The following is a 19,462-nucleotide window of genomic DNA, read 5'->3' as shown; positions in this document are numbered from 1 at the left end:
CCCCGCATCCCCCTCACTCGCCCCACCACCTCCACCTCCACCTCCACCTCCATCATCACCGTCGCCCTCGCCCTCGCCCTTGCCTTCACACTCACCTGGAGCTCAACAACCCCAACCGTCGCCGGCCCCTCCGACACCGGCATCAAGGGGGCCATCGACACGATCCTCACCGACTCCCGCCTCGACGGCGGCGCCGCGAGCGTCGTAGTCGCCGACGCAACCACCGGCGAAACGCTGTACCAGCGCGACGGCGCCGACCGCCTGATGCCCGCCTCCAACACCAAGCTGCCCACCTCCGTCGCAGCCATGGCCCTGCTCGGCCCCGACTACCGCTACCGAACGGACGCCCTCACCACCGGAAGCCGCAACGGCTCCGTACTCCGCGGTGACCTCTACCTGCGCGGCACCGGCGACCCCACCACCCTCGCCGCGGACTACGACGACCTCGCCGCCCGAGTCGCCGACTCCGGCATCAAGCGGATCACTGGCCGCCTCATCGCCGACGACACCCGCTTCGACACGCAGCGCCTCGGCCGCTCCTGGGCCGCCGACGACGAATCGTCGTACTACTCCGCTCAGATCTCGGCACTAACCGTCGCCCCGGACACCGACTACGACTCCGGCACGGTCATCGTCGAGGCCGCCCCAGGCGCCGAACCGGGCTCCGCTCCCGAGCTCACCCTCACCCCCCGCACCGACTACGTCGATCTCGACATGCGCGGCGCCACGACCGTCCCCGCGGGCCAACCGAACACCCTCACCATCGAACGCCGGCACGGCTCGAACACCATCAGCATCACCGGCAACATCCCCCTCGGCGCGAACGCCGCCAAGGAGTGGGTCACCGTCTGGGAACCGACCGGCTACGCCGCCGCTGTCTTCGCCGACGCCCTGACTGCCCACGGCGTACGCATCACAGGCCGCACCCACCTCAGCCGCCCCACCCCCATGGACGCCAAACCCCTCGCCACCCACACCTCCATGCCGCTCAAAGAGCTGATCCGTCCCTTCATGAAGCTCTCCAACAACATGCACGCCGAGGCCCTCACCAAGACCATCGGCTACGAGACGACAGGCAAAGGCACCTGGAGCGCCGGCCTCGCCGGCATCGCCACGTACCTCAAGAAGGAGGGCGTGAACACGGCCACCCTCCGCCAGGTCGACGGCTCCGGCCTCTCCCGGATGAACAACATCCCGGCCGCCGAGTTCGCCAAGCTCCTCCTCGCCGTACGCACCGCGCCCTGGTACGCCGACTGGTACGCGTCCCTCCCCGTCGCCTGCGCCCCGGACCGCGCGACCGGCGGCACCCTCCGCTCCCGCATGTGCAAGACCCCCGCCGCCATGAACGCCCGAGCCAAGACCGGCACCCTGACCGGCGCCTCCGCCCTCTCCGGATACGTCACGGACGCGGGCGGCCGCGAGCTGGTCTACAGCATCGTCCTCAATAACTACCTGGCCTCGTCGGTCAAAAGCATCGAGGACGCGATCGTGACCACCCTCGCCTCCTCAACCAAGACCACCAGCACCCTCGTACGCCCAACCACCCAACGCGCCGCCACACCCACCACCGAGGCCACCGACTCCACCCTCGAATGCTCCTGGCGCAAGCCGTCGCTCTGCTGAGAAAGCGCACCCGACCGACTCACTCACTCGTTCGGCGGAGCTACAGAAAACCCACGTACGTAAACGGCATGGATGCGCGAGCGTCTGCACCATGCGCAAGAGCTCCGACAGCAAAGCCCTGGTCCCCGCCCAGCCCGGAACCCTGCCGCCCTGGTACGGCGACCTGCTGGGCGAGGTCAAGGAGTCCGTCTCCCGGGCACGCACCCGCGCTCGGCGGGTGATCAACACTGAACTCATCCAGATGCACTGGGAGATCGGACACCACATCCTGGCCCGCCAGAAGGAGGAGGGCTGGGGCGCCAAGGTCGTCGACCGTCTCTCGGCGGACCTGAGGACGACGTTCCCGAACCAGCGGGGCTTCTCCCGGCGCAATCTCATGTACATGCACCAGATGGCCCGGTCCTGGCCGGAGCCAATTGTGCAACAGCCCGTTGCCCAATTGCCGTGGGGCCACATCGTCACCCTCGTAACCCGCCTCAAGACCAGCTCCGAACAAGACTTCTACGCCTCCAACGCCGTCCAGAAAGGCTGGTCGCGCGACCGGCTGGAGCAGTCCATCGCCCAGCAGCTGCACCTCACTCAGGGGGCCGCCGACAACAACTTCTCCGCCACCATCCCCGACGGAGCCGCCGTGCTCCAGGAGATCGCCAAGGACCCGTACCGGCTCGACTTCCTCGGCCTCGACTCCCGCCACACCGAACGCGAACTCGAGGACGCGATCGTCGCCGACATCATCCGGTTCCTCACCGAACTCGGTTACGGCTTCGCCTTCGTCGGCCGGCAGTATTCCGTCTTCATCGGTGGCGACGAGTTCCGGATCGATCTGCTCTTCTACCACCTCAAGCTGCACCGCTACGTGGTGATCGAACTCAAGACCACGGCAGCTCTCCCCGAGCACATCGGCAAGCTCAGCTTCTACACCAACGTCGTGGACAAGATGGTCCGCGACCCCAAACGCGACGACGAAACCCTCGGCTTCCTCGTCGTGGCCGAGCGCAACAAGGCAGTCATGCAGGCCGCCCTGGAAACCAGCAACCGCCCGCTCACCGTCAGCACGTACTCCATGCTCCCGCCCGCAGCCAAGGCCCTGCTGCCCACCGAGGAAGACCTCGCCCGCGTTGTCCAGGACGCCATCGACAGCAGCAGCGACAACAACAACAGCGGCAACGGCAACGGCAACGGCAACGGACATGCGTAAAGGGGTGGCCCCGGAAACCGAATGGTTCCGGGGCCACCCCTTCAGGCGCTCAGGTCGTCAGGGCGCTGTTACGCGTCCTTCGACATGTTCGGGCCGCTGCTGCCGCCCGTTGCCTGCTCGATCGGGGGGACGTCGGGCAGCGCCGACTTCTCCTCGCCTCGGAAGGTGAACTTCTTCGCGTCGCCTTCACCCTCGACGTCCACCACCACGATGTGGCCGGGACGCAGCTCGCCGAAGAGGATCTTCTCGGACAGGATGTCCTCGATCTCCCGCTGGATCGTCCGGCGCAGCGGCCGGGCGCCCATGACCGGGTCGTAGCCCTTCTTCGCGAGCAGCGACTTGGCTTCCGAGCTCAGCTCGATGCCCATGTCGCGGTCCTTCAGGCGCTCGTCCACCTTGGCCAGCATGAGGTCGACGATCTGGATGATGTCTTCCTCGGTGAGCTGGTGGAAGACGACCGTGTCGTCGACACGGTTGAGGAACTCGGGGCGGAAGTGCTGCTTCAGCTCTTCGTTGACCTTGTTCTTCATCCGCTCGTAACCGGTCTTGACGTCGCCCTGAGCCGCGAAGCCCAGGTTGAAGCCCTTGGAGATGTCCCGGGTCCCGAGGTTGGTCGTCATGATGATGACCGTGTTCTTGAAGTCCACGACCCGGCCCTGGGAGTCGGTCAGGCGACCGTCTTCCAGAATCTGGAGCAGGGAATTGAAGATATCGGGGTGGGCCTTCTCGACCTCGTCGAAGAGAACGACGGAGAACGGCTTGCGGCGCACCTTCTCGGTGAGCTGTCCGCCCTCTTCGTATCCCACGTAACCGGGGGGAGAACCGAAGAGACGGGAAACCGTGTGCTTCTCACTGAACTCCGACATGTCGAGGGAGATCAGTGCGTCCTCGTCGCCGAAGAGGAATTCGGCGAGCGTCTTGGAAAGCTCGGTCTTACCGACACCGGACGGGCCGGCGAAGATGAACGAGCCACCGGGGCGCTTCGGGTCCTTCAGGCCGGCTCGCGTACGGCGGATCGCCTGCGAGAGGGCCTTGATGGCGTCCTTCTGGCCGATGACGCGCTTGTGGAGCTCGTCCTCCATGCGCAGCAGGCGGGAAGACTCTTCCTCGGTGAGCTTGAAGACCGGGATGCCCGTGGCCGTGGCCAGGACCTCCGCGATCAGTTCCTCGTCCACCTCGGCGACGACGTCCATGTCGCCGGCCTTCCACTCCTTCTCGCGCTTGGCCTTGGCCGCGAGGAGCTGCTTCTCCTTGTCGCGGAGAGAGGCTGCCTTCTCGAAGTCCTGGGAGTCGATCGCCGACTCCTTGTCGCGACGGACGCCCGCGATCTTCTCGTCGAACTCACGGAGGTCCGGCGGTGCGGTCATCCGGCGGATGCGCATCCTGGAGCCGGCCTCGTCGATCAGGTCGATCGCCTTGTCCGGCAGGAAGCGGTCCGAGATGTAGCGGTCGGCCAGGGTGGCCGCCGCGACCAGCGCCGAGTCCGTGATGGACACACGGTGGTGCGCCTCGTAACGGTCGCGCAGGCCCTTGAGGATTTCGATCGTGTGGGGGAGGGAAGGCTCCGCCACCTGGATCGGCTGGAAGCGGCGCTCGAGAGCCGCGTCCTTCTCAAGGTGCTTGCGGTACTCGTCGAGCGTCGTCGCACCGATGGTCTGGAGCTCACCACGCGCAAGCATCGGCTTCAGGATCGAAGCCGCATCGATCGCGCCCTCGGCGGCGCCCGCACCCACCAGGGTGTGGAGCTCGTCGATGAACAGGATGATGTCGCCGCGGGTGCGAATCTCCTTCAGGACCTTCTTCAGGCGCTCCTCGAAGTCACCGCGGTAGCGGGAACCGGCGACGAGCGCGCCGAGGTCGAGGGTGTAGAGGTGCTTGTCCTTGAGGGTCTCGGGCACCTCGCCCTTGACGATGGCCTGCGCCAGGCCCTCGACGACCGCCGTCTTTCCGACGCCGGGCTCGCCGATGAGGACCGGGTTGTTCTTGGTACGACGGGACAGCACCTGCATGACCCGCTCGATCTCCTTCTCGCGCCCGATGACCGGGTCGAGCTTGGATTCGCGGGCAGCCTGCGTCAGGTTGCGGCCGAACTGGTCCAGGACGAGTGAGGTCGAGGGCGTGCCCTCGGCCGGGCCGCCGGCAGCGGCGGTCTCCTTGCCCTGGTAACCGGAGAGCAGTTGGATGACCTGCTGCCGTACCCGGTTCAGATCGGCGCCCAGCTTCACGAGGACCTGGGCGGCGACGCCCTCACCCTCGCGGATCAGGCCGAGCAGGATGTGCTCTGTACCGATGTAGTTGTGGCCGAGCTGGAGGGCCTCGCGGAGCGACAGCTCCAGGACCTTCTTGGCACGGGGGGTGAAGGGGATGTGACCGGACGGGGCCTGCTGGCCCTGACCGATGATCTCCTCCACCTGCTGGCGGACCGCCTCGAGCGAAATCCCGAGGCTCTCCAGGGCCTTAGCGGCGACACCCTCACCCTCGTGGATAAGGCCCAGGAGGATGTGCTCGGTGCCGATGTAGTTGTGGTTGAGCATCCGGGCTTCTTCCTGAGCCAGGACGACAACCCGCCGCGCGCGGTCGGTGAACCTCTCGAACATCGTTAATCGCTCCTCAGAGCGGTCGGTCAGTGAGGGGTCGGTCCCCTCCCAGTCCTTCCGCATGCTAGTCCCGCAGGACGGGACAGCTCATTCCAACTGCCGACATCCGTCCGGATCACCCCCGCCTCCGCGGGGAATCGAGCTGCCGAACAGCCGACACCTGCTCCAACCTGATGGTGGGAGACGATGTTCCCGCAGGCCAAACAGATACCCGTCCATCCACTACGCCGATGGCGAACGTGAGACGGTTCGTTAGGCGTGTCGACCCTTCCCACTAGGAATGTCTTACCCGTAAGCACTGACACTCCATGCGGCGCGCCCCAGTTCCCTCAGCTACGGGCGAACATCCTTGCGCCGCCGAATGCCCCCGTACGCCCCCACAACATCAACGCAGCGCAGTCGGGCGCGGACGGAGCGTAACTCCGGAGCTTTTCAGGAGTTGGTCCGGACATGACGTCCATGGTCCCGTTCCCGCGCATGCCGAGCACACCGGTGCCTTCGCCGCCCGAAGACGGCATCGCGCAGTGGTACGAACACGAGCTCGGCTGGGCCACCGCGGCGAGCGGCGAGGGGCTGCCTGTGCAGCTGCTGACCGGTCTGCGCTTCGACGTACTGGAGCTGCCTGCGGACGCGGGTTTCGCTGTACTGCGGCGTCACGCGGGGCTCACGGGTCCCGTGGCGCGCATGGGACAGCGGATGCTGCTGCTGGTGGCCGCGGGGAGCGCCGAGGAGCTCCCCGGGCTGCTCGACTGGCTGGAGTGGGGCGGCGTGGCCCTCGACCTGCGCGCACTGGGCACCGGCGGGCGGATGACCGCGCCCTCACCGCCCGGATGGGCCCACTCGCAGGGGGCCGCCATTTGGCTGCGGCCCCCCGAGCCGCGGCACGAGGTGGAACCGACCCTGCCGGCCTTCGCCGGACTCGGGTGCCGTGGGGAAACACCCGGTCTCGTACGACTCGTGAGCACGGCGGCGACGGAATGCCACCGGGCCCGCTTGTTGCGTGCGAATTCCGCTTACGCGAATGCTCAGCCGTTGGCCTTCTCGTAGGCCTCACGGATGTCGGCCGGGACACGGCCGCGGTCATTCACGTTGTAACCGTTCGCCTTGGCCCACTTACGGATCTCGGCGGTGTTCTGGTTGCCGCCCGCCGCTGCGCGCGCCTTGCCGCGCCCGGAAGCCGCACGGCCACCGGTGCGCCGCCCGCTCTTGGCGTACGGGTCGAGCAAGCTACGGAGCTTGTCCGCGTTCGCGGTGGTGAGGTCGATCTCGTAGGTCTTGCCATCCAGAGCGAACGTCACAGTCTCGTCCGCCTCGCCACCGTCGAGGTCATCGACAAGAAGGACCTGAACCTTCTGTGCCACCGGATTTCCTTTCATCGAAAATGCAGTACGCGGAAAGGAAACCGCTTTTCCCTGGAAAACACAAACCCCCGGTGGAGGTTCAGTACCTCAAGAAGACGGGAAACGTGCGCGTTTCGGACATAGGGCTCTGGCGGCTTCTGACGATCACAGGTGCAGAAGCATCCGACTGTTGCCCAAGGTGTTCGGCTTCACTCGTTCGAGACCCAGGAACTCCGCTACGCCCTCGTCATAGGAACGCAGCAGCTCGCTGTAGACATCTCCGTCGACCGGCGCCTCTCCGATCTCCACGAAGCCGTGCTTCATGAAGAACTCGACTTCGAAGGTGAGGCAGAAAACCTTGCGTACACCGAGCCAGCGTGCGGTCTGGAGCAGCTTGTCCAGTACTTGATGTCCCACTCCGGCGCCCTTGAAGGACGGATCCACGGCGAGAGTTCGCACTTCGGCGAGGTCTTCCCACATCACATGCAGCGCACCGCAGCCGACCACGGCGGCATCCTCGTCGCGTTCCGCGACCCAGAACTCCTGGATGTCCTCGTAAAGCGTCACGTTCGCTTTGTCGAGCAGGATCCGCTTCTGCGCGTACGTGTCGACGAGACTGCGTACGGATGGCACATCACTGGTCCTCGCCCGCCGGACGGTGATGGCTTTTTGCTCTGACGGCATACGCCGACGCTATCGCCCCGGGCCCTCGGGGCTCTCGGCGCCCTCTGCGGGAGCGGCGGGGGGAGCGGGCGCTGTATCGGCCACGGGATCGGTGCGCTGAACGACGCGCATCGCGTCCTCAAGAGCTTCGCGCTGCTCCGCCGACATCATGCCGAAGAAGGCGACAAGAGCCGCCGCGGGGTTGTCACTGGTCGACCATGCTTCGTTCATCAGTGCGGCCGAGTAGGCGGCCCGGGTGGAGACAGCCGTATATCGATAGGCGCGGCCCTCGACTTCCCTGCGGACCCAGCCCTTCTGATGGAGATTGTCCATTACGGTCATGACCGTGGTGTAGGCGATGGACCGTTCCTTCTGAAGGTCCTCGAGGACTTCCCTGACGGTCACCGGTCGGTTCCACTGCCACACGCGCGTCATGACGGCGTCTTCCAGCTCTCCCAATTGGCGAGGCACAGCGCCACCATAGTGGGAGATTTCGGTAATGGCAGGTTATTCGCACAGCAAAAAGGGCGCACGGCTCGAAATGAGCCGTGCGCCCTCGTGAGGTGCGGGGTGGGTCAGGTCAGGCATCGCCGGTCTTGGGCGTTCCCGCCTGCCGGGCGGACTCGGCGCGGGCGATCGTGGCATCCACGGCCGCGTCTTCCTTGGCTTTGTTGGTACCACCCTGCGTCTTGACGATCGTCGTGACCAGGGCGATGAAGAACGCGGCCATCACCACGGGGGGCAGGAGCGCGGAAACGTAGTCCATGCCGACCAGAGTAGCTACCCCGCCACCATGTGTTCCCGCGGGGGCACCGGGCGTTTGCGGGGCGGGAAGACCTCGGAAGGTTTCGGCATAGGACGCTCCGATGGCTCGCGGTCGGGCGTCGGCTGCTTGGGTTTCGGCGGTTGGTCGGCGGCAGCGGTACGGCCGCCCGCGATGGCCAGCAGCCGGGTGCGCGGCAGGGGGGCGGCGCTGCGGCCGGCCAGGCGGGCCCGTACGGACTGTTCCGCGATGGCCCGGCAGCGGTCGAGGAGCGCCGCGCCGGCCGGTGTGCCGCGCAGTCCGCGCAGCGCCACGAGATCGTCCGGGACCGGCTGATAGCCGGCGGCCAGGGCGTCCTGCAGCAGCCCCAGATAGCCGCCTGCGGCCGCTGGGAGGGCGTCGCGATAGCGGGCGAGGTCGGCAAGGAGAAAGGCGCGCAGCCGACCCGCCTCGCGGACCGCCTCGTCCAGGGAGCCGGCGAGGCGCAGGCAGTCCTGGACGTCTTCGTCGGACAGTGACGCGGGATGGAGGGCGATGGCGAGGGCGCGTCGGAGCACACGCAGCTCGTCCGCGCTGAACGCCATGCCGCCACGGGATCCGTATGGCGTGGGCATGCAGTGACAATACGCACCAAACGGACAAAATCTGTTTAATTGATCTACGACGGCGCGGCGCATGCCCAGCGGTGAGCGGCGTACGCCCCTCGGTCACATCCGGGCGATGTTCCGCTCGTACACCAGGCGCAGGCCGATCAAAGTCAGCCACGGCTCGTGCTCGTCGATCTCCGAGGACTCGCCCAGCACCATCGGTGCCAGGCCGCCCGTCGCGATGACCGTCACGTCGTCCGGGTCGCCGTCGGGGCCCACGAGCTCGCGCGCCATGCGCTGGGTGACGCCGTCGACCTGGCCCGCGAAGCCGTAGACGATGCCGGACTGCATGGCCTCGACCGTGTTCTTGCCGATCACGCTGCGCGGGCGGGCCAGCTCGATCTTGCGGAGCTGGGCGCCCTTGACGCCGAGCGCCTCGACGGAGATCTCGATGCCCGGGGCGATGACGCCGCCCGCGTACTCACCACGCGCCGATACGGCGTCGAAGGTCGTCGCCGTACCGAAGTCGACGACGACAGCCGGGCCGCCGTAGAGCTCGACGGCCGCGACCGCGTTGATGATGCGGTCCGCGCCGACCTCCTTCGGGTTGTCCATCAGGATCGGTACACCCGTCTTGATGCCCGGCTCGACAAGCACCGCCGGGACGTCGCCGTAGTACCGGCGGGTCACCTCGCGCAGCTCGTGCAGCACGGACGGGACGGTCGAGCAGATCGCGATGCCCTCGATGCCGTCGCCCAGTTCGTCACCCAGGAGCGGGTGCATGCCCATGAGGCCCTGGAGGAGTACGGCGAGTTCGTCGGCCGTGCGGCGGGCGTCGGTGGAGATGCGCCAGTGCTCGACGATCTCCTCCCCGTCGAACAGGCCGAGGACGGTGTGCGTGTTGCCGACGTCGATGGTGAGCAGCATGGGTTACTTCGCCTCGCGCAGGTCGAGACCGATGTCGAGGATCGGGGAGGAGTGCGTGAGCGCCCCGACGGCGAGGTAGTCGACGCCCGTGTCGGCGTACGCGCGGGCGTTCTCCAGGGTGAGGCGGCCGGAGGATTCGAGCGTCGCGCGGCCGTTCACGAGAGCGACCGCCTCGGCGGTCTGCTCCGGGGTGAAGTTGTCCAGGAGGATCAGGTCGGCGCCGGCCTCCAGAACCTCGGTCACCTGGGCGAGTGTGTCGACCTCGACCTCGATCGGGACCTCGGGGAACGCCTTGCGTACGAGCGTGAACGCCTCGGCCACACCACCCGCCGCGACCACGTGGTTGTCCTTGACGAGCGCCGCGTCCGAGAGGGACATGCGATGGTTCACGCCGCCGCCGCAGCGGACCGCGAACTTCTCCAGGGCGCGCAGCCCCGGAGTCGTCTTGCGGGTGTCGCGGACCCTGGCGCCCGTACCTTCGAGAACGTCCGCCCACGCGCGCGTGGCGGTCGCGATGCCCGACAGGCGGCACAGCAGGTTGAGCGCGCTGCGCTCGCCCATGAGCAGGTCGCGGGTGCGGGTGGTGACGCTGATCAGCTTCTGCCCGGCCTCGACGCGGTCGCCGTCCTCGACGTGCCGCTCGACCTCGAACTCGTCCGTACAGACGATGGACAGGACCGCTTCGGCGACGCGCAGGCCCGCCACGACGCCGGGCTCACGAGCCGTGAAGTCGCCGGTCGCGACGGCGTCCTCGGGGACCGTCGCGACGGTCGTCACGTCCACGCCGTGGGCGAGGTCCTCGGCGAGGGCGACGTTCGCGACGTCCTCGACCTCCATGGGGTCGAGGCCCGCCGCGACAAGGAGCTGCACGAGGTCGGGGTCGAGGCCGCACTCGGCGGTGTCGAGTTCGTACGTCTCCTCGCCGCCGCAGCCGCAGGAGTCGCCGCACCCGCCGGACGCGGTCGGCAGGAGCTGGGGGTTGTCGGGCGTACTCACGGTTACTGCTCCCTCTGAGCTTTTACGGGGCTGGGACTGGCACTGGCGCTGGGGCATACGGGCGGGAATGACGCGGATTCGGTGCGGTGTACGGCGAGGGTGCGGTCGGGGGTGAGCCGTACGACCAGGTGTCGGCGCCAGGTGGCGTCGTCGCGGTCGGGTCGGTCCTCGCGCCAGTGGCAGCCGCGGGTCTCCTCGCGGGCGCGGGCGGCGGCGACCAGGACGCGCGAGACGAGGAGGAGGTTGGTGGCCTCCCAGGCGTCCACGCCGGGCTCGGCTTCCTTGGTATCGCTGTCGCGGTCTGTTTCCGCCTCGACCGCGATCGCCGCGCTGCGGTACAGGGCTTCCAGAGCGTCCGCCGCGTGATCCAGGCTGGTGGCCGAGCGGAGCACTCCGGCGCCCGCCGTCATGATCCGCTGGATCGCGATGCGGGTGGCCGGGTCGAGGAGCGGACCGGGGGCCTCCGCACTCTGCACGGCCGGGCCCGGGGTGGCGGGGTGGGTGGCCGCGATGTCGTCGGCGATGCGTTCCGCGAAGACCAGGCCCTCCAGGAGGGAGTTCGAGGCGAGCCGGTTCGCGCCGTGTACGCCCGTGCAGGCGACCTCACCGCACGCGTAGAGCCCCGGCACGGTCGTACGGCCGTGCAGGTCCGTCCGTACGCCACCGGAGGCGTAGTGGGCCGCGGGGGCGACCGGGATCGGCTCGGTGACCGGGTCGATCCCGTGGGAGCGGCAGGCCGCCAGGATGGTCGGGAAGCGGGACTCCCACATCTCGGCGCCGAAGTGCCGGGCGTCCAGGTACATGTGCTCGGTGCCCAGCTCGCGCATGCGCCGCATGATGCCCTTGGCCACGATGTCGCGCGGGGCCAGCTCCGCCAGCTCGTGCTGCCCGAGCATGAAACGGACGCCGTCCGCGTCGACAAGATGGGCGCCCTCGCCGCGTACGGCCTCGGAGACGAGCGGCTGCTGGCCCTCCGCGTCGGCGCCCAGGAAGAGCACCGTCGGGTGGAACTGGACGAATTCGAGGTCCGAGACCTCGGCGCCCGCGCGCAGAGCGAGCGCGACACCGTCACCGGTCGAGACGGAGGGGTTGGTGGTGGCCGAGAAGACCTGCCCCATGCCGCCGGTCGCGAGGACGACCGCGGGGGCGCGGACGGCGCCGACGCCGTCGTGCTGGCCCTCGCCCATGACGTGCAGCGTGACGCCCGCCGTATGTCCGTCGGCGTCCGTCAGCAGGTCCAGGACCAGCGCGTTCTCGATCGTACGAAGGGACGCGAGCCGTACGGCTTCGACCAGCGCCCGGGAGATTTCGGCGCCCGTCGCGTCGCCGCCCGCGTGGGCGATTCGGCGGCGGTGGTGGCCGCCCTCGCGGGTGAGCTGGATGATGCCCGACTCGGGGTCGGTGTCGAACAGGGCGCCGGTGTCGATCAGCCGGCGTACGGCGTCCGGGCCCTCGGTGACCAGGGTCCGTACGGCCTCCTCGTCGCACAGGCCCGCGCCCGCGACGAGCGTGTCGTCCAGGTGCTGTTCGGGGGTGTCCCCGTCGCCGAGGGCGGCGGCTATGCCGCCCTGCGCCCAGCGCGTGGAACCGTCGTCCAGGCGGGCCTTGGTGACGACGACCGTACGCAGGCCGGCGGCGGTGCAGCGCAGGGCCGCGGTCAGGCCCGCGACGCCGGAGCCGACGACCACGACGTCGGCGTCAACGGTCCAGCCGGGGGCGGGGGCCTTCAGCCGTATGCCAGTGCGGGTCATGCCGAAGCTCCCTGCTCGAAGGTCAGCGGGACGTTGTCGATCAGACGAGTGGCGCCGACCCTGGCGGCCACGGCGAGGATCGCGTCGCCGCTGTAGGTGTCGGGGACCTCGGTGAAGTCGGACGGGTCGACGAGCGCGACGTAGTCGAGGGCGAGCGGAGGGTCGAAGCGCGAGGCTTCGTCCAGGACGGCGGCCGCCGCCGCGCGGACGGCGGCCGGGCCGCTCAGGTCGGCGTGGCCCGCCTGCTCGACGGCGTGCGCGTCGGCCGCCGCACGCGCCTCACCGATTCCCGCGAGGGCGGCTACGCGCGCGGGCGTCGTCACCGCGCCCTGGGCGACCGCACGCTCGTGCAGGGCCTCCAGTGCGATCAGCCGGTCGCGGGCGGCGAACAGCGCGCGGGAGAGGGCGAGCGCGGTGCGGCGCTCGGCGGGCGAGAGGTAGCGGTTGCGGCTGGACAGGGCCAGGCCGTCGTCCTCACGGACCGTGGGTACGCCGATGATCTCGACGGGGAAGTTCAGATCGCGCGCCATGCGGCGGATCAGGGCGAGTTGCTGGGCGTCCTTCTGGCCGAAGAAGGCGGCGTCGGGCTGGGTGAGGTGCAGCAGCTTCGCGACGACGGTCAGCATGCCGTCGAAGTGGCCGGGACGGGATGCCCCTTCGAGGCGCTCGCCCATCGGCCCCGCGGCGATACGGACCTGCGGTTCGCCGCCCGGGTAGACCTCGTCGGCGGACGGGGCGAACACGGCGTTCGCACCGGCCTGTTCGGCGAGTGCGAGGTCGTCGTCCAGGGTGCGGGGATAGCGGTCGAGGTCCTCGCCGGCGCCGAACTGGAGCGGGTTGACGAAGACGGTGACGACGACGAAGCCCTTGGGGCCGACGTGCTTGCGGGCGGCGCGGATCAGCGTCGCGTGACCCTCGTGCAGGGCGCCCATGGTCATGACGACGGCCGTGCGGCCGGGGGCGCCGGAGTGTTCGAGGACGTACTGGAGGTCCTCGCGCGTGGGGACCAGCTCGAAAGCGCGGCTCATCGGTCCTCTCCCGTGGTCTTGTCCCCGTCGATTCCGTCGGCCAGTACGTCGAGAAGGTCCTCGGCGAGCTCCGGCTTGAGCAGTCCGTGCGCGAGGGCGCGGTCGGCGGTCGTACGGGCCATGGCGAGGTATCCGGCGACGGCCTGCGGGGCGTGCTTGCGCAGCTCCGCGACGTGCGCGGCGACCGTTCCCGCGTCGCCGCGCGCGACGGGCCCGGTGAGGGCGGCGTCGCCGGAGCGCAGGGCGTTGTCGAGGGCGGCGCCGAGGAGCGGTCCGAGCATCCGGTCGGGCGCCTCGACGCCGGCCGTGCGCAGCAGCTCCATGGACTGGGCGACCAGGGTGACCAGGTGGTTCGCGCCGAGCGCGAGGGCCGCGTGGTACAGCGGGCGCGACTCTTCGGCGACCCACTCGGGCTCGCCGCCCATCTCGATGACAAGGGCCTCGGCTGCGAGGCGCAGTTCCTCGGGCGCGGTGACGCCGAAGGAACAGCCCGCCAGCCGCTGCACGTCGACGGACGTTCCCGTGAACGTCATGGCGGGGTGCAGAGCCAGCGGCAGCGCGCCGGCGCGCAGGGCGGGTGCGAGGACGCGCGTTCCGTAGCGCCCGGAGGTGTGCACGACGATCTGTCCGGGGCGTACGGCGCCGGTCTCGGCGAGTCCCTCGACCAGGCCCGGCAGGGCGTCGTCGGGAACGGTCAGCAGGACGAGCTCGGCGCGGGCCAGAACCTCGGCGGGGGTGACGAGCGGGACGTCGGGCAGGAGCGTCGCGGCCCTGCGTACGGACGCGTCCGAGACGCCGGAGACGGCGACCGGGCGATGGCCCGCGAGCTGCAGCGCGGCGGCCAGGGCGGGGCCAACTCTGCCGGCGCCGACCACGCCGACGGTGAGGCGGGCCGGTCGGTCCCTGGCGTCCAGGGACTCATGTGCTGCGTTTGGTGCGTTCACGTTCACGCGGGGACGGCCTTCCGTTCCAGTCCGCGGGGGGTACCGGACGATTTCTCGTCATGCTACGCCAGCGTTTCGTGCGGTTGCCTCGCTGTCCACAGGTGCCCGCGGCTGTCCACAGGCTGTGGGCAGAGGCCGCACGGTACGCGATGATCGGCTGATGACGGAGACCAGCGAGCAGGAACAGCGTCGGCGCAGGCTGACCGCGTGGAAGAACTCTCGGCGCATACTCTCGCGCGCCTCCGCGGACTCGACGGTGGGCGAACGGCTGAAGGCGCTGGCGGCGGATGCCGGTTCGGCGTACGACCTGGACGAATGGACCGATGTGTACGGCGACGGTGTCGTCGCCGAGCTGGAGCGGCGTGTCGCGCGGACGCTGGGCCTGGAAGCGGCGGCGTTCTTCCCGACCGGCACGATGGCGCAGCAGGTCGCGCTGCGGTGCTGGGCGGGGCGTACGGGCAATGCGACGGTGGCACTGCATCCGCTGTCCCACCCGGAGGTGCACGAGGGCGGCGCGCTGTCGGTGGTGAGCGGGCTGCGCACGGTGCACCCGACGCACGCGCCCCGGCTTCCGACGGCGGACGAAGTCCGGGACTTCGACGAGCCGTTCGGCACGCTGATGCTGGAACTTCCGCTGCGGGACGCCGGTTTCGTACTCCCGTCGTGGGAGGAGCTGACGGCGGTCGTCGAAGCGGCGCGGGAACGCGATGCGGTGGTGCACTTCGACGGCGCGCGACTGTGGGAGTGCGCCCCCCACTTCGGACGTACGCTCCCGGAAATCGCCGAGCTGGCGGACAGCGTGTACGTGTCCTTCTACAAGTCGCTGGACGGGATGTCGGGGGCGGTGCTGGCGGGTCCGGCTTTGCTGGTCGCGGAGGCGCGGATCTGGCGGCACCGGTACGGCGGCCAGGTCTTCCAGCAGTACCCGGTGGCGCTCTCCGCGCTGCTCGGCCTGGAGCGGGAGCTGCCGCGACTGCCGGAGTACGTCGCGCACGCGAAGGTGGTGGCGGCTGCGCTGGCGGAGGGGTTCCGGGCGGCCGGGCTGCCGTGGTTCCGGATACACCCGGAGCCGCCGCACACGCACCAGTTCCAGGTGTGGCTGCCGTACGCGGCGGAGGTCCTGACGGAGGCGGGGGTGCGGCAGGCGGAGGAGACGGGCGTGACGCTGTTCCGCCGGTGGTTCTCGGACACGCCGCCGGGGCTTTCCGTCACTGAGGTGACGGTGGCGTCTCCCGGCCTGGAGTGGACGGCGGAGGACGTGGTGGCGGCGGTGGGGGACTTCACGGGCCGGCTGGCGGTGTAGGGCCGGCGGTGCGGGCGGAGGCGTCTGCGGCGGGCTTTCCCCTACCCGCCCCTTCGCGCTGTGACATTTTGCGGCTCCGCCGCGTGAGGGGCGCTGCCCCAGACTCCGCTCCTCAATCACCGGAGGGGCTGGATGGTGCTGCCGAATCCAGCCCCTCCGGTGTTTGAGGCCACGCCCGAAGGGCGTCTGTTGTCTGGGGGCTGGGGGCTTGCCCCCGGTTTCGTGAAGGGGCGGGCAGGGGACAGCCCCGCAGGAAACCCGCGCCCACCCCTTAGCCGCACGCGCTGGAGCCGGTTCCCGCAACAGGGCGCGGGCGCCCGGCGCCGCGGCCGGAGCTACGCGTGGACGAGGCGAAAAGGTTCGCCAGCGCGGCCCGGAGCCGGTGAGCCCGGGGCGGCCGGTCCTCCGCCACCGCCCGGAAGCGGTGGTGTTCGCGGACCTCCCGGACCACCTGCCAGTCGTTGAGGCCGGGCGCCGGCGGAGCGGGAGAGCCGAGCTGGGCGGCGCGATAGACGTCGAGCATGTGCTGCTGAGTGGCGTTCATGTCCTCACCATGCGTACGCCGCCCCCCGCGACGCGCTTCGTTTGACGAGCCCCGTCAATCGACGGCGCGGCTGTCAGTGGCGCCAGGCACGATGGAGCCCATGAGCGTGTCCATCGACATCACCGGCCTGCCGCCCGAGCGCATCGCCTTCGAGACCTCCCCGCTGGCGGAGCTCGGCATGGCCCTGCACGCCCTGTCCGAGCCCGGCCACCACCCGGGGCTGCACGGCTGGGCGACCGCGACCGCCGCCTCGCTCAAACCGGACCTCGCCGACCGGTTGAGCGAGGCGGAGTTCCTGTGGCGGAGTACGTTCTCGGACGTGTTCATGCCGTTCGCCGGAGTACGCGGCGGCGACGGCAGGACGGGTGCGACGCTCAGCGAGGACCTGGACGCGCTGGACCAGTTGGACGACGAGCGGTTCGTCTCGGCCGCCCTGGAGTTCACCTGCTCCAGTACGTACGGAATCGTCAGCCCGTCCCCCCTCGTCGACCGGGCGATGCGCGACCGCGCCCTGGACCTGGCCGCCGCGCGCGGGCCGAAGCAGACGGACTTCGCGCGTCGGCTGCTGGCCGACCCGGCGTCCGTACGGGCCTGGCTGCGGCGGCTGTTCGAGGACTGCGACCAGGCGTTTTTCGCGGACACCTGGCGACGCATACGGGTCCAGCTGGCCGCCGACGCACGGCACAACGGCGAGGTGCTGCGCCGCAAGGGCCTGGCGGAGGCGCTGCACGCCGTCTCGCCCTCGCTGACACTGGAGGAGAGCCGGGGCGCGGGCGGGGCAAGGGTTCGTATCCACGCCGACAAGCTGGCCGAGGGCCGCACCAGCGCCGTGGAGCCTGCTGTCGGCGCGGGGCTCACTTTCGTCCCGTCCAGCTTCGGCTGGCCGCACCTTTCGATCCTGCACGCCCCGGGCTGGCGTCCGGTGATCCACTACCCGGTCGGCGCCCCCGAACTGCCGTGCCCCGCTTCGGTGGAGCTGCTGAAGCTGCGGATGGAGGCGCTGGCCCACCCGATGCGCATGCGCCTGTGCCGCAACCTGGCCCGCAGCCCGTACACAACGGGCGAGCTCGCCGAAGCCCACGGCATCACCGCACCCGAGGTCTCCCGCCACCTGACGATCCTGCGGAAGGCCGGCCTGCTGACCACGCAGCGCCGCGGCCGCTACGTCCTGCACGGCCTGGACCTCCAGGTGGTGTCCCGGCTGGGCAGCGACTTCCTGGAGGGCGTACTGCGCTGAGACGCGTACCGACTGGCCGCGGACCGTCGCAGACCACACGCTGGAGGCATGAATGTGACGTTTCCTGGCGAATCGGCGGAGTACCGCGCCGCACGCGATCGGCTGCTGCTGCAGGAGGTCTCACTGCGCCGCGCCACCGAGGCGGTGGCCGCCGCCAGACGCAAGCTGCCGCCGGGCGGGCTGGTTCCGCACGATTACGTCTTCCAGGGGGCGGGGGACGACGGCGCTCCGGCGGATGTGCGGCTCTCGGAGCTGTTCGCGCCCGGCAAGGACTCGCTGGTGATCTACGGCTTCATGTTCCCGCGCCATCCCGGCGACGACCGGCCGGGGCCGAAGGAGGGACGTACCGCGCAGCTGAAGCTCGAAGAAGGACCGTGCCCGTCCTGTACGGCCATCCTCGATCAGCTCGACGGCGCCGTCGAGCACGTTACCCAGCGCGTCAACTTCGCGGTCGTGGCGAAAGCGCCACTGCCCCGGCTTCTCGCCTTCGCCGAGGAGCGCGGCTGGCGGCGGCTGCGCCTGCTGTCCGCCGGCGGCAATACGTACCGGCGCGACTATCTGGCGGAGACGGCGGACGGGGCCTCGATGCCGATGCTGAACGTCTTCCGGCGCGACGGCGAGGAGATCCGCCACTTCTGGGGCTCGGAGCTGCTCTACGCGCCCACCGATGATCCCGCGCATGGCCCACGTCATCTCGGCACCATCGAACCGCTCTGGAACCTGTTCGATCTCACGCCGGACGGGCGCGGAACGGACTGGGACGAACAGCTGAGCTACTGAGCTGGTGAGCTACTGAGTCGAACGGGTCACTTGTCGATGTCGCCCACGACGAAGAAGAGCGATCCGAGGATCGCCACCATGTCGGCGACGAGCGTCCCCGGGAGCAGTTCCACCAAGGCCTGGATGTTGTTGAACGACGCGGAGCGCAGCTTCAGCCGGTACGGCGTCTTCTCGCCCTTCGAGACGAGGTAGTAGCCGTTGATGCCGAGCGGATTCTCGGTCCAGGCGTACGTGTGACCCTCCGGGGCCTTCAGCACCTTGGGCAGCCGCTGGTTGATCGGGCCGGGCGCGAGGTCGGCCATCCGGTCCAGGCAGGCGTCCGCCAGGTCCAGCGCGTTGTGCGTCTGTTCCAGGAGGATCTCGAAGCGCGCGAGGCAGTCGCCCTCGGTCCTGGTGGCGACCTTGAGGGTGTCCTGGAGCTCGCCGTACGCGAGGTACGGCTCGTCGCGCCGCAGGTCGAAGTCGACGCCGGAGGCGCGGGCGATCGGGCCGCTGACGCCGTACGCGTGGACGGCCTCGCGCGACAGTACGCCGACGTCGCGTGTACGGCCGCGGAAGATCTCGTTGCCGATGACGAGCTCGTCGTACACGTCCATCCGGGACCGGACGTCCGCGACGGCCTCGCGGGCCCGGCCGAGCCAGCCTGCGGGGAGGTCCTCCTTGAGGCCGCCGACCCGGTTGAACATGTAGTGCATGCGGCCGCCGGAGACCTCCTCCATGACCGCTTGGAGCTCTTCGCGCTCGCGGAACGCGTAGAAGACCGGGGTAATTCCGCCCAGTTCGAGGGGGTACGAGCCGAGGAACATGAGGTGGTTGAGCACCCGGTTCAGCTCGGCGAGGAGCGTGCGGGTCCAGACGGCGCGCTCCGGGACCTCCATGCCGAGCATGCGCTCGACGGCCATGACGACGCCCAGCTCGTTGGAGAACGCGGACAGCCAGTCGTGGCGGTTCGCGAGCATCACGATCTGGCGGTAGTCGCGGGCCTCGAAAAGCTTCTCCGCGCCGCGGTGCATGTAGCCGATGACCGGCTCCGCGTGCTGGATGCGCTCGCCGTCGAGCACGAGCCTGAGGCGGAGCACGCCGTGCGTGGAGGGATGCTGCGGGCCGATGTTGAGCACCATGTCGGTGCTCTCCGCCGCGCCGCCGATGCCGACCATGGTCTCCGTCATGCGGCCAGTATC

The 19,462-nt window shown here is 69.5% G+C and carries 19 protein-coding genes; 6 read left to right on the top strand and 13 right to left on the bottom strand.

Annotated features, from left to right (window positions below; translation table 11 throughout):
* Positions 1-6 precede the first annotated feature (6 nt).
* Positions 7-1,623 carry a D-alanyl-D-alanine carboxypeptidase/D-alanyl-D-alanine-endopeptidase gene (dacB, locus tag J7E89_RS15750; protein WP_308315490.1) on the top strand — a complete coding sequence of 539 codons (1,617 nt, stop codon included), beginning with the start codon at positions 7-9 and terminating at the stop codon, positions 1,621-1,623.
* A gap of 91 nt (positions 1,624-1,714) precedes the next feature.
* Positions 1,715-2,821, top strand: coding sequence for a YhcG family protein (locus J7E89_RS15745; protein ID WP_214974004.1), 1,107 nt, complete (start codon positions 1,715-1,717; stop codon positions 2,819-2,821).
* Positions 2,822-2,889: 68 nt separating this feature from the next.
* On the opposite strand, the gene J7E89_RS15740 is transcribed toward J7E89_RS15745, so the two are convergent.
* Positions 2,890-5,418, bottom strand: a complete 2,529-nt coding sequence (locus J7E89_RS15740) for an ATP-dependent Clp protease ATP-binding subunit (RefSeq protein ID WP_214974001.1) — start codon at positions 5,416-5,418, stop codon at positions 2,890-2,892.
* A gap of 450 nt (positions 5,419-5,868) precedes the next feature.
* Between J7E89_RS15740 and J7E89_RS15735 the strand changes: the two genes are divergently transcribed.
* Entirely contained in the window at positions 5,869-6,465 is a 597-nt protein-coding gene (locus J7E89_RS15735) for an SCO3374 family protein (RefSeq protein WP_214973998.1), read from the top strand.
* On the opposite strand, the gene J7E89_RS15730 is transcribed toward J7E89_RS15735, so the two are convergent.
* From J7E89_RS15730 to J7E89_RS15685, 10 genes are all read right to left on the bottom strand, one after another.
* Positions 6,444-6,779, bottom strand: coding sequence for an Lsr2 family protein (locus J7E89_RS15730; RefSeq protein WP_214973995.1), 336 nt, complete (start codon positions 6,777-6,779; stop codon positions 6,444-6,446). The two genes, J7E89_RS15735 and J7E89_RS15730, sit on opposite strands and share 22 nt — an antisense overlap.
* A gap of 144 nt (positions 6,780-6,923) precedes the next feature.
* On the bottom strand, positions 6,924-7,442 hold the full coding sequence (locus J7E89_RS15725; protein WP_214909150.1) for an amino-acid N-acetyltransferase: 519 nt from the start codon (positions 7,440-7,442) through the stop codon (positions 6,924-6,926).
* Between the two features lie 9 nt (positions 7,443-7,451).
* The gene (locus tag J7E89_RS15720) at positions 7,452-7,892 is read right to left on the bottom strand and encodes a BlaI/MecI/CopY family transcriptional regulator (RefSeq protein WP_214973992.1); all 441 of its coding nucleotides are present in this window, start codon (positions 7,890-7,892) and stop codon (positions 7,452-7,454) included.
* A 109-nt stretch (positions 7,893-8,001) separates the two neighbouring features.
* Positions 8,002-8,187 carry a hypothetical protein gene (locus tag J7E89_RS15715; RefSeq protein WP_214973989.1) on the bottom strand — a complete coding sequence of 62 codons (186 nt, stop codon included), beginning with the start codon at positions 8,185-8,187 and terminating at the stop codon, positions 8,002-8,004.
* Between the two features lie 14 nt (positions 8,188-8,201).
* Complete coding sequence (locus J7E89_RS15710; protein WP_214974023.1) at positions 8,202-8,768, bottom strand: hypothetical protein; 567 nt, start codon at positions 8,766-8,768, stop codon at positions 8,202-8,204.
* A 123-nt stretch (positions 8,769-8,891) separates the two neighbouring features.
* Entirely contained in the window at positions 8,892-9,698 is an 807-nt protein-coding gene (locus J7E89_RS15705; RefSeq protein ID WP_214973986.1) for a type III pantothenate kinase, read from the bottom strand.
* Positions 9,699-9,701: 3 nt separating this feature from the next.
* Positions 9,702-10,694: a carboxylating nicotinate-nucleotide diphosphorylase gene (gene nadC, locus J7E89_RS15700; RefSeq protein WP_308315489.1), complete on the bottom strand. Its 993-nt coding sequence runs from the start codon at positions 10,692-10,694 to the stop codon at positions 9,702-9,704.
* A 2-nt stretch (positions 10,695-10,696) separates the two neighbouring features.
* A complete protein-coding gene (locus tag J7E89_RS15695) occupies positions 10,697-12,445 on the bottom strand; it encodes an L-aspartate oxidase (protein WP_214973980.1) in 1,749 nt (582 codons plus the stop codon).
* Complete coding sequence (panC, locus tag J7E89_RS15690; protein WP_214973977.1) at positions 12,442-13,473, bottom strand: pantoate--beta-alanine ligase; 1,032 nt, start codon at positions 13,471-13,473, stop codon at positions 12,442-12,444. Before panC ends, J7E89_RS15695 begins: the two co-directional genes overlap by 4 nt.
* Positions 13,470-14,417 (bottom strand): Rossmann-like and DUF2520 domain-containing protein, encoded by a 948-nt coding sequence (locus tag J7E89_RS15685; protein ID WP_214973974.1) that lies wholly within the window; start codon positions 14,415-14,417, stop codon positions 13,470-13,472. The genes panC and J7E89_RS15685 overlap by 4 nt, the downstream gene beginning before the upstream one ends.
* A 160-nt stretch (positions 14,418-14,577) precedes the next feature.
* Here J7E89_RS15685 and J7E89_RS15680 point away from each other — a divergent pair, with 160 nt between their 5' ends.
* A complete protein-coding gene (locus J7E89_RS15680) occupies positions 14,578-15,720 on the top strand; it encodes a low specificity L-threonine aldolase (RefSeq protein ID WP_214973971.1) in 1,143 nt (380 codons plus the stop codon).
* 271 nt (positions 15,721-15,991) lie between these two features.
* On the opposite strand, the gene J7E89_RS15675 is transcribed toward J7E89_RS15680, so the two are convergent.
* Positions 15,992-16,264: a hypothetical protein gene (locus J7E89_RS15675; RefSeq protein WP_251060596.1), complete on the bottom strand. Its 273-nt coding sequence runs from the start codon at positions 16,262-16,264 to the stop codon at positions 15,992-15,994.
* A gap of 106 nt (positions 16,265-16,370) precedes the next feature.
* On the opposite strand from J7E89_RS15675, the gene J7E89_RS15670 reads away from it, so the two are divergent.
* Together J7E89_RS15670 and J7E89_RS15665 are read left to right on the top strand one after the other, a co-directional pair.
* Complete coding sequence (locus J7E89_RS15670) at positions 16,371-17,501, top strand: DUF5937 family protein (RefSeq protein WP_214974021.1); 1,131 nt, start codon at positions 16,371-16,373, stop codon at positions 17,499-17,501.
* A 48-nt stretch (positions 17,502-17,549) separates the two neighbouring features.
* Complete coding sequence (locus J7E89_RS15665) at positions 17,550-18,281, top strand: DUF899 family protein (protein WP_214973968.1); 732 nt, start codon at positions 17,550-17,552, stop codon at positions 18,279-18,281.
* A 26-nt stretch (positions 18,282-18,307) separates the two neighbouring features.
* Here J7E89_RS15665 and J7E89_RS15660 read toward each other — a convergent pair whose 3' ends face one another.
* Positions 18,308-19,450: an NADH-quinone oxidoreductase subunit D gene (locus J7E89_RS15660; protein ID WP_214973965.1), complete on the bottom strand. Its 1,143-nt coding sequence runs from the start codon at positions 19,448-19,450 to the stop codon at positions 18,308-18,310.
* Between the last annotated feature and the right edge of the window lie 12 nt (positions 19,451-19,462).

It is taken from the genome of Streptomyces sp. ISL-100 (genome assembly GCF_018614615.1).
GTDB lineage: Bacteria > Actinomycetota > Actinomycetes > Streptomycetales > Streptomycetaceae > Streptomyces.
Note: the sequence above shows the minus strand (reverse complement) of the source record. Positions and strands in the feature narration are given on the sequence as shown.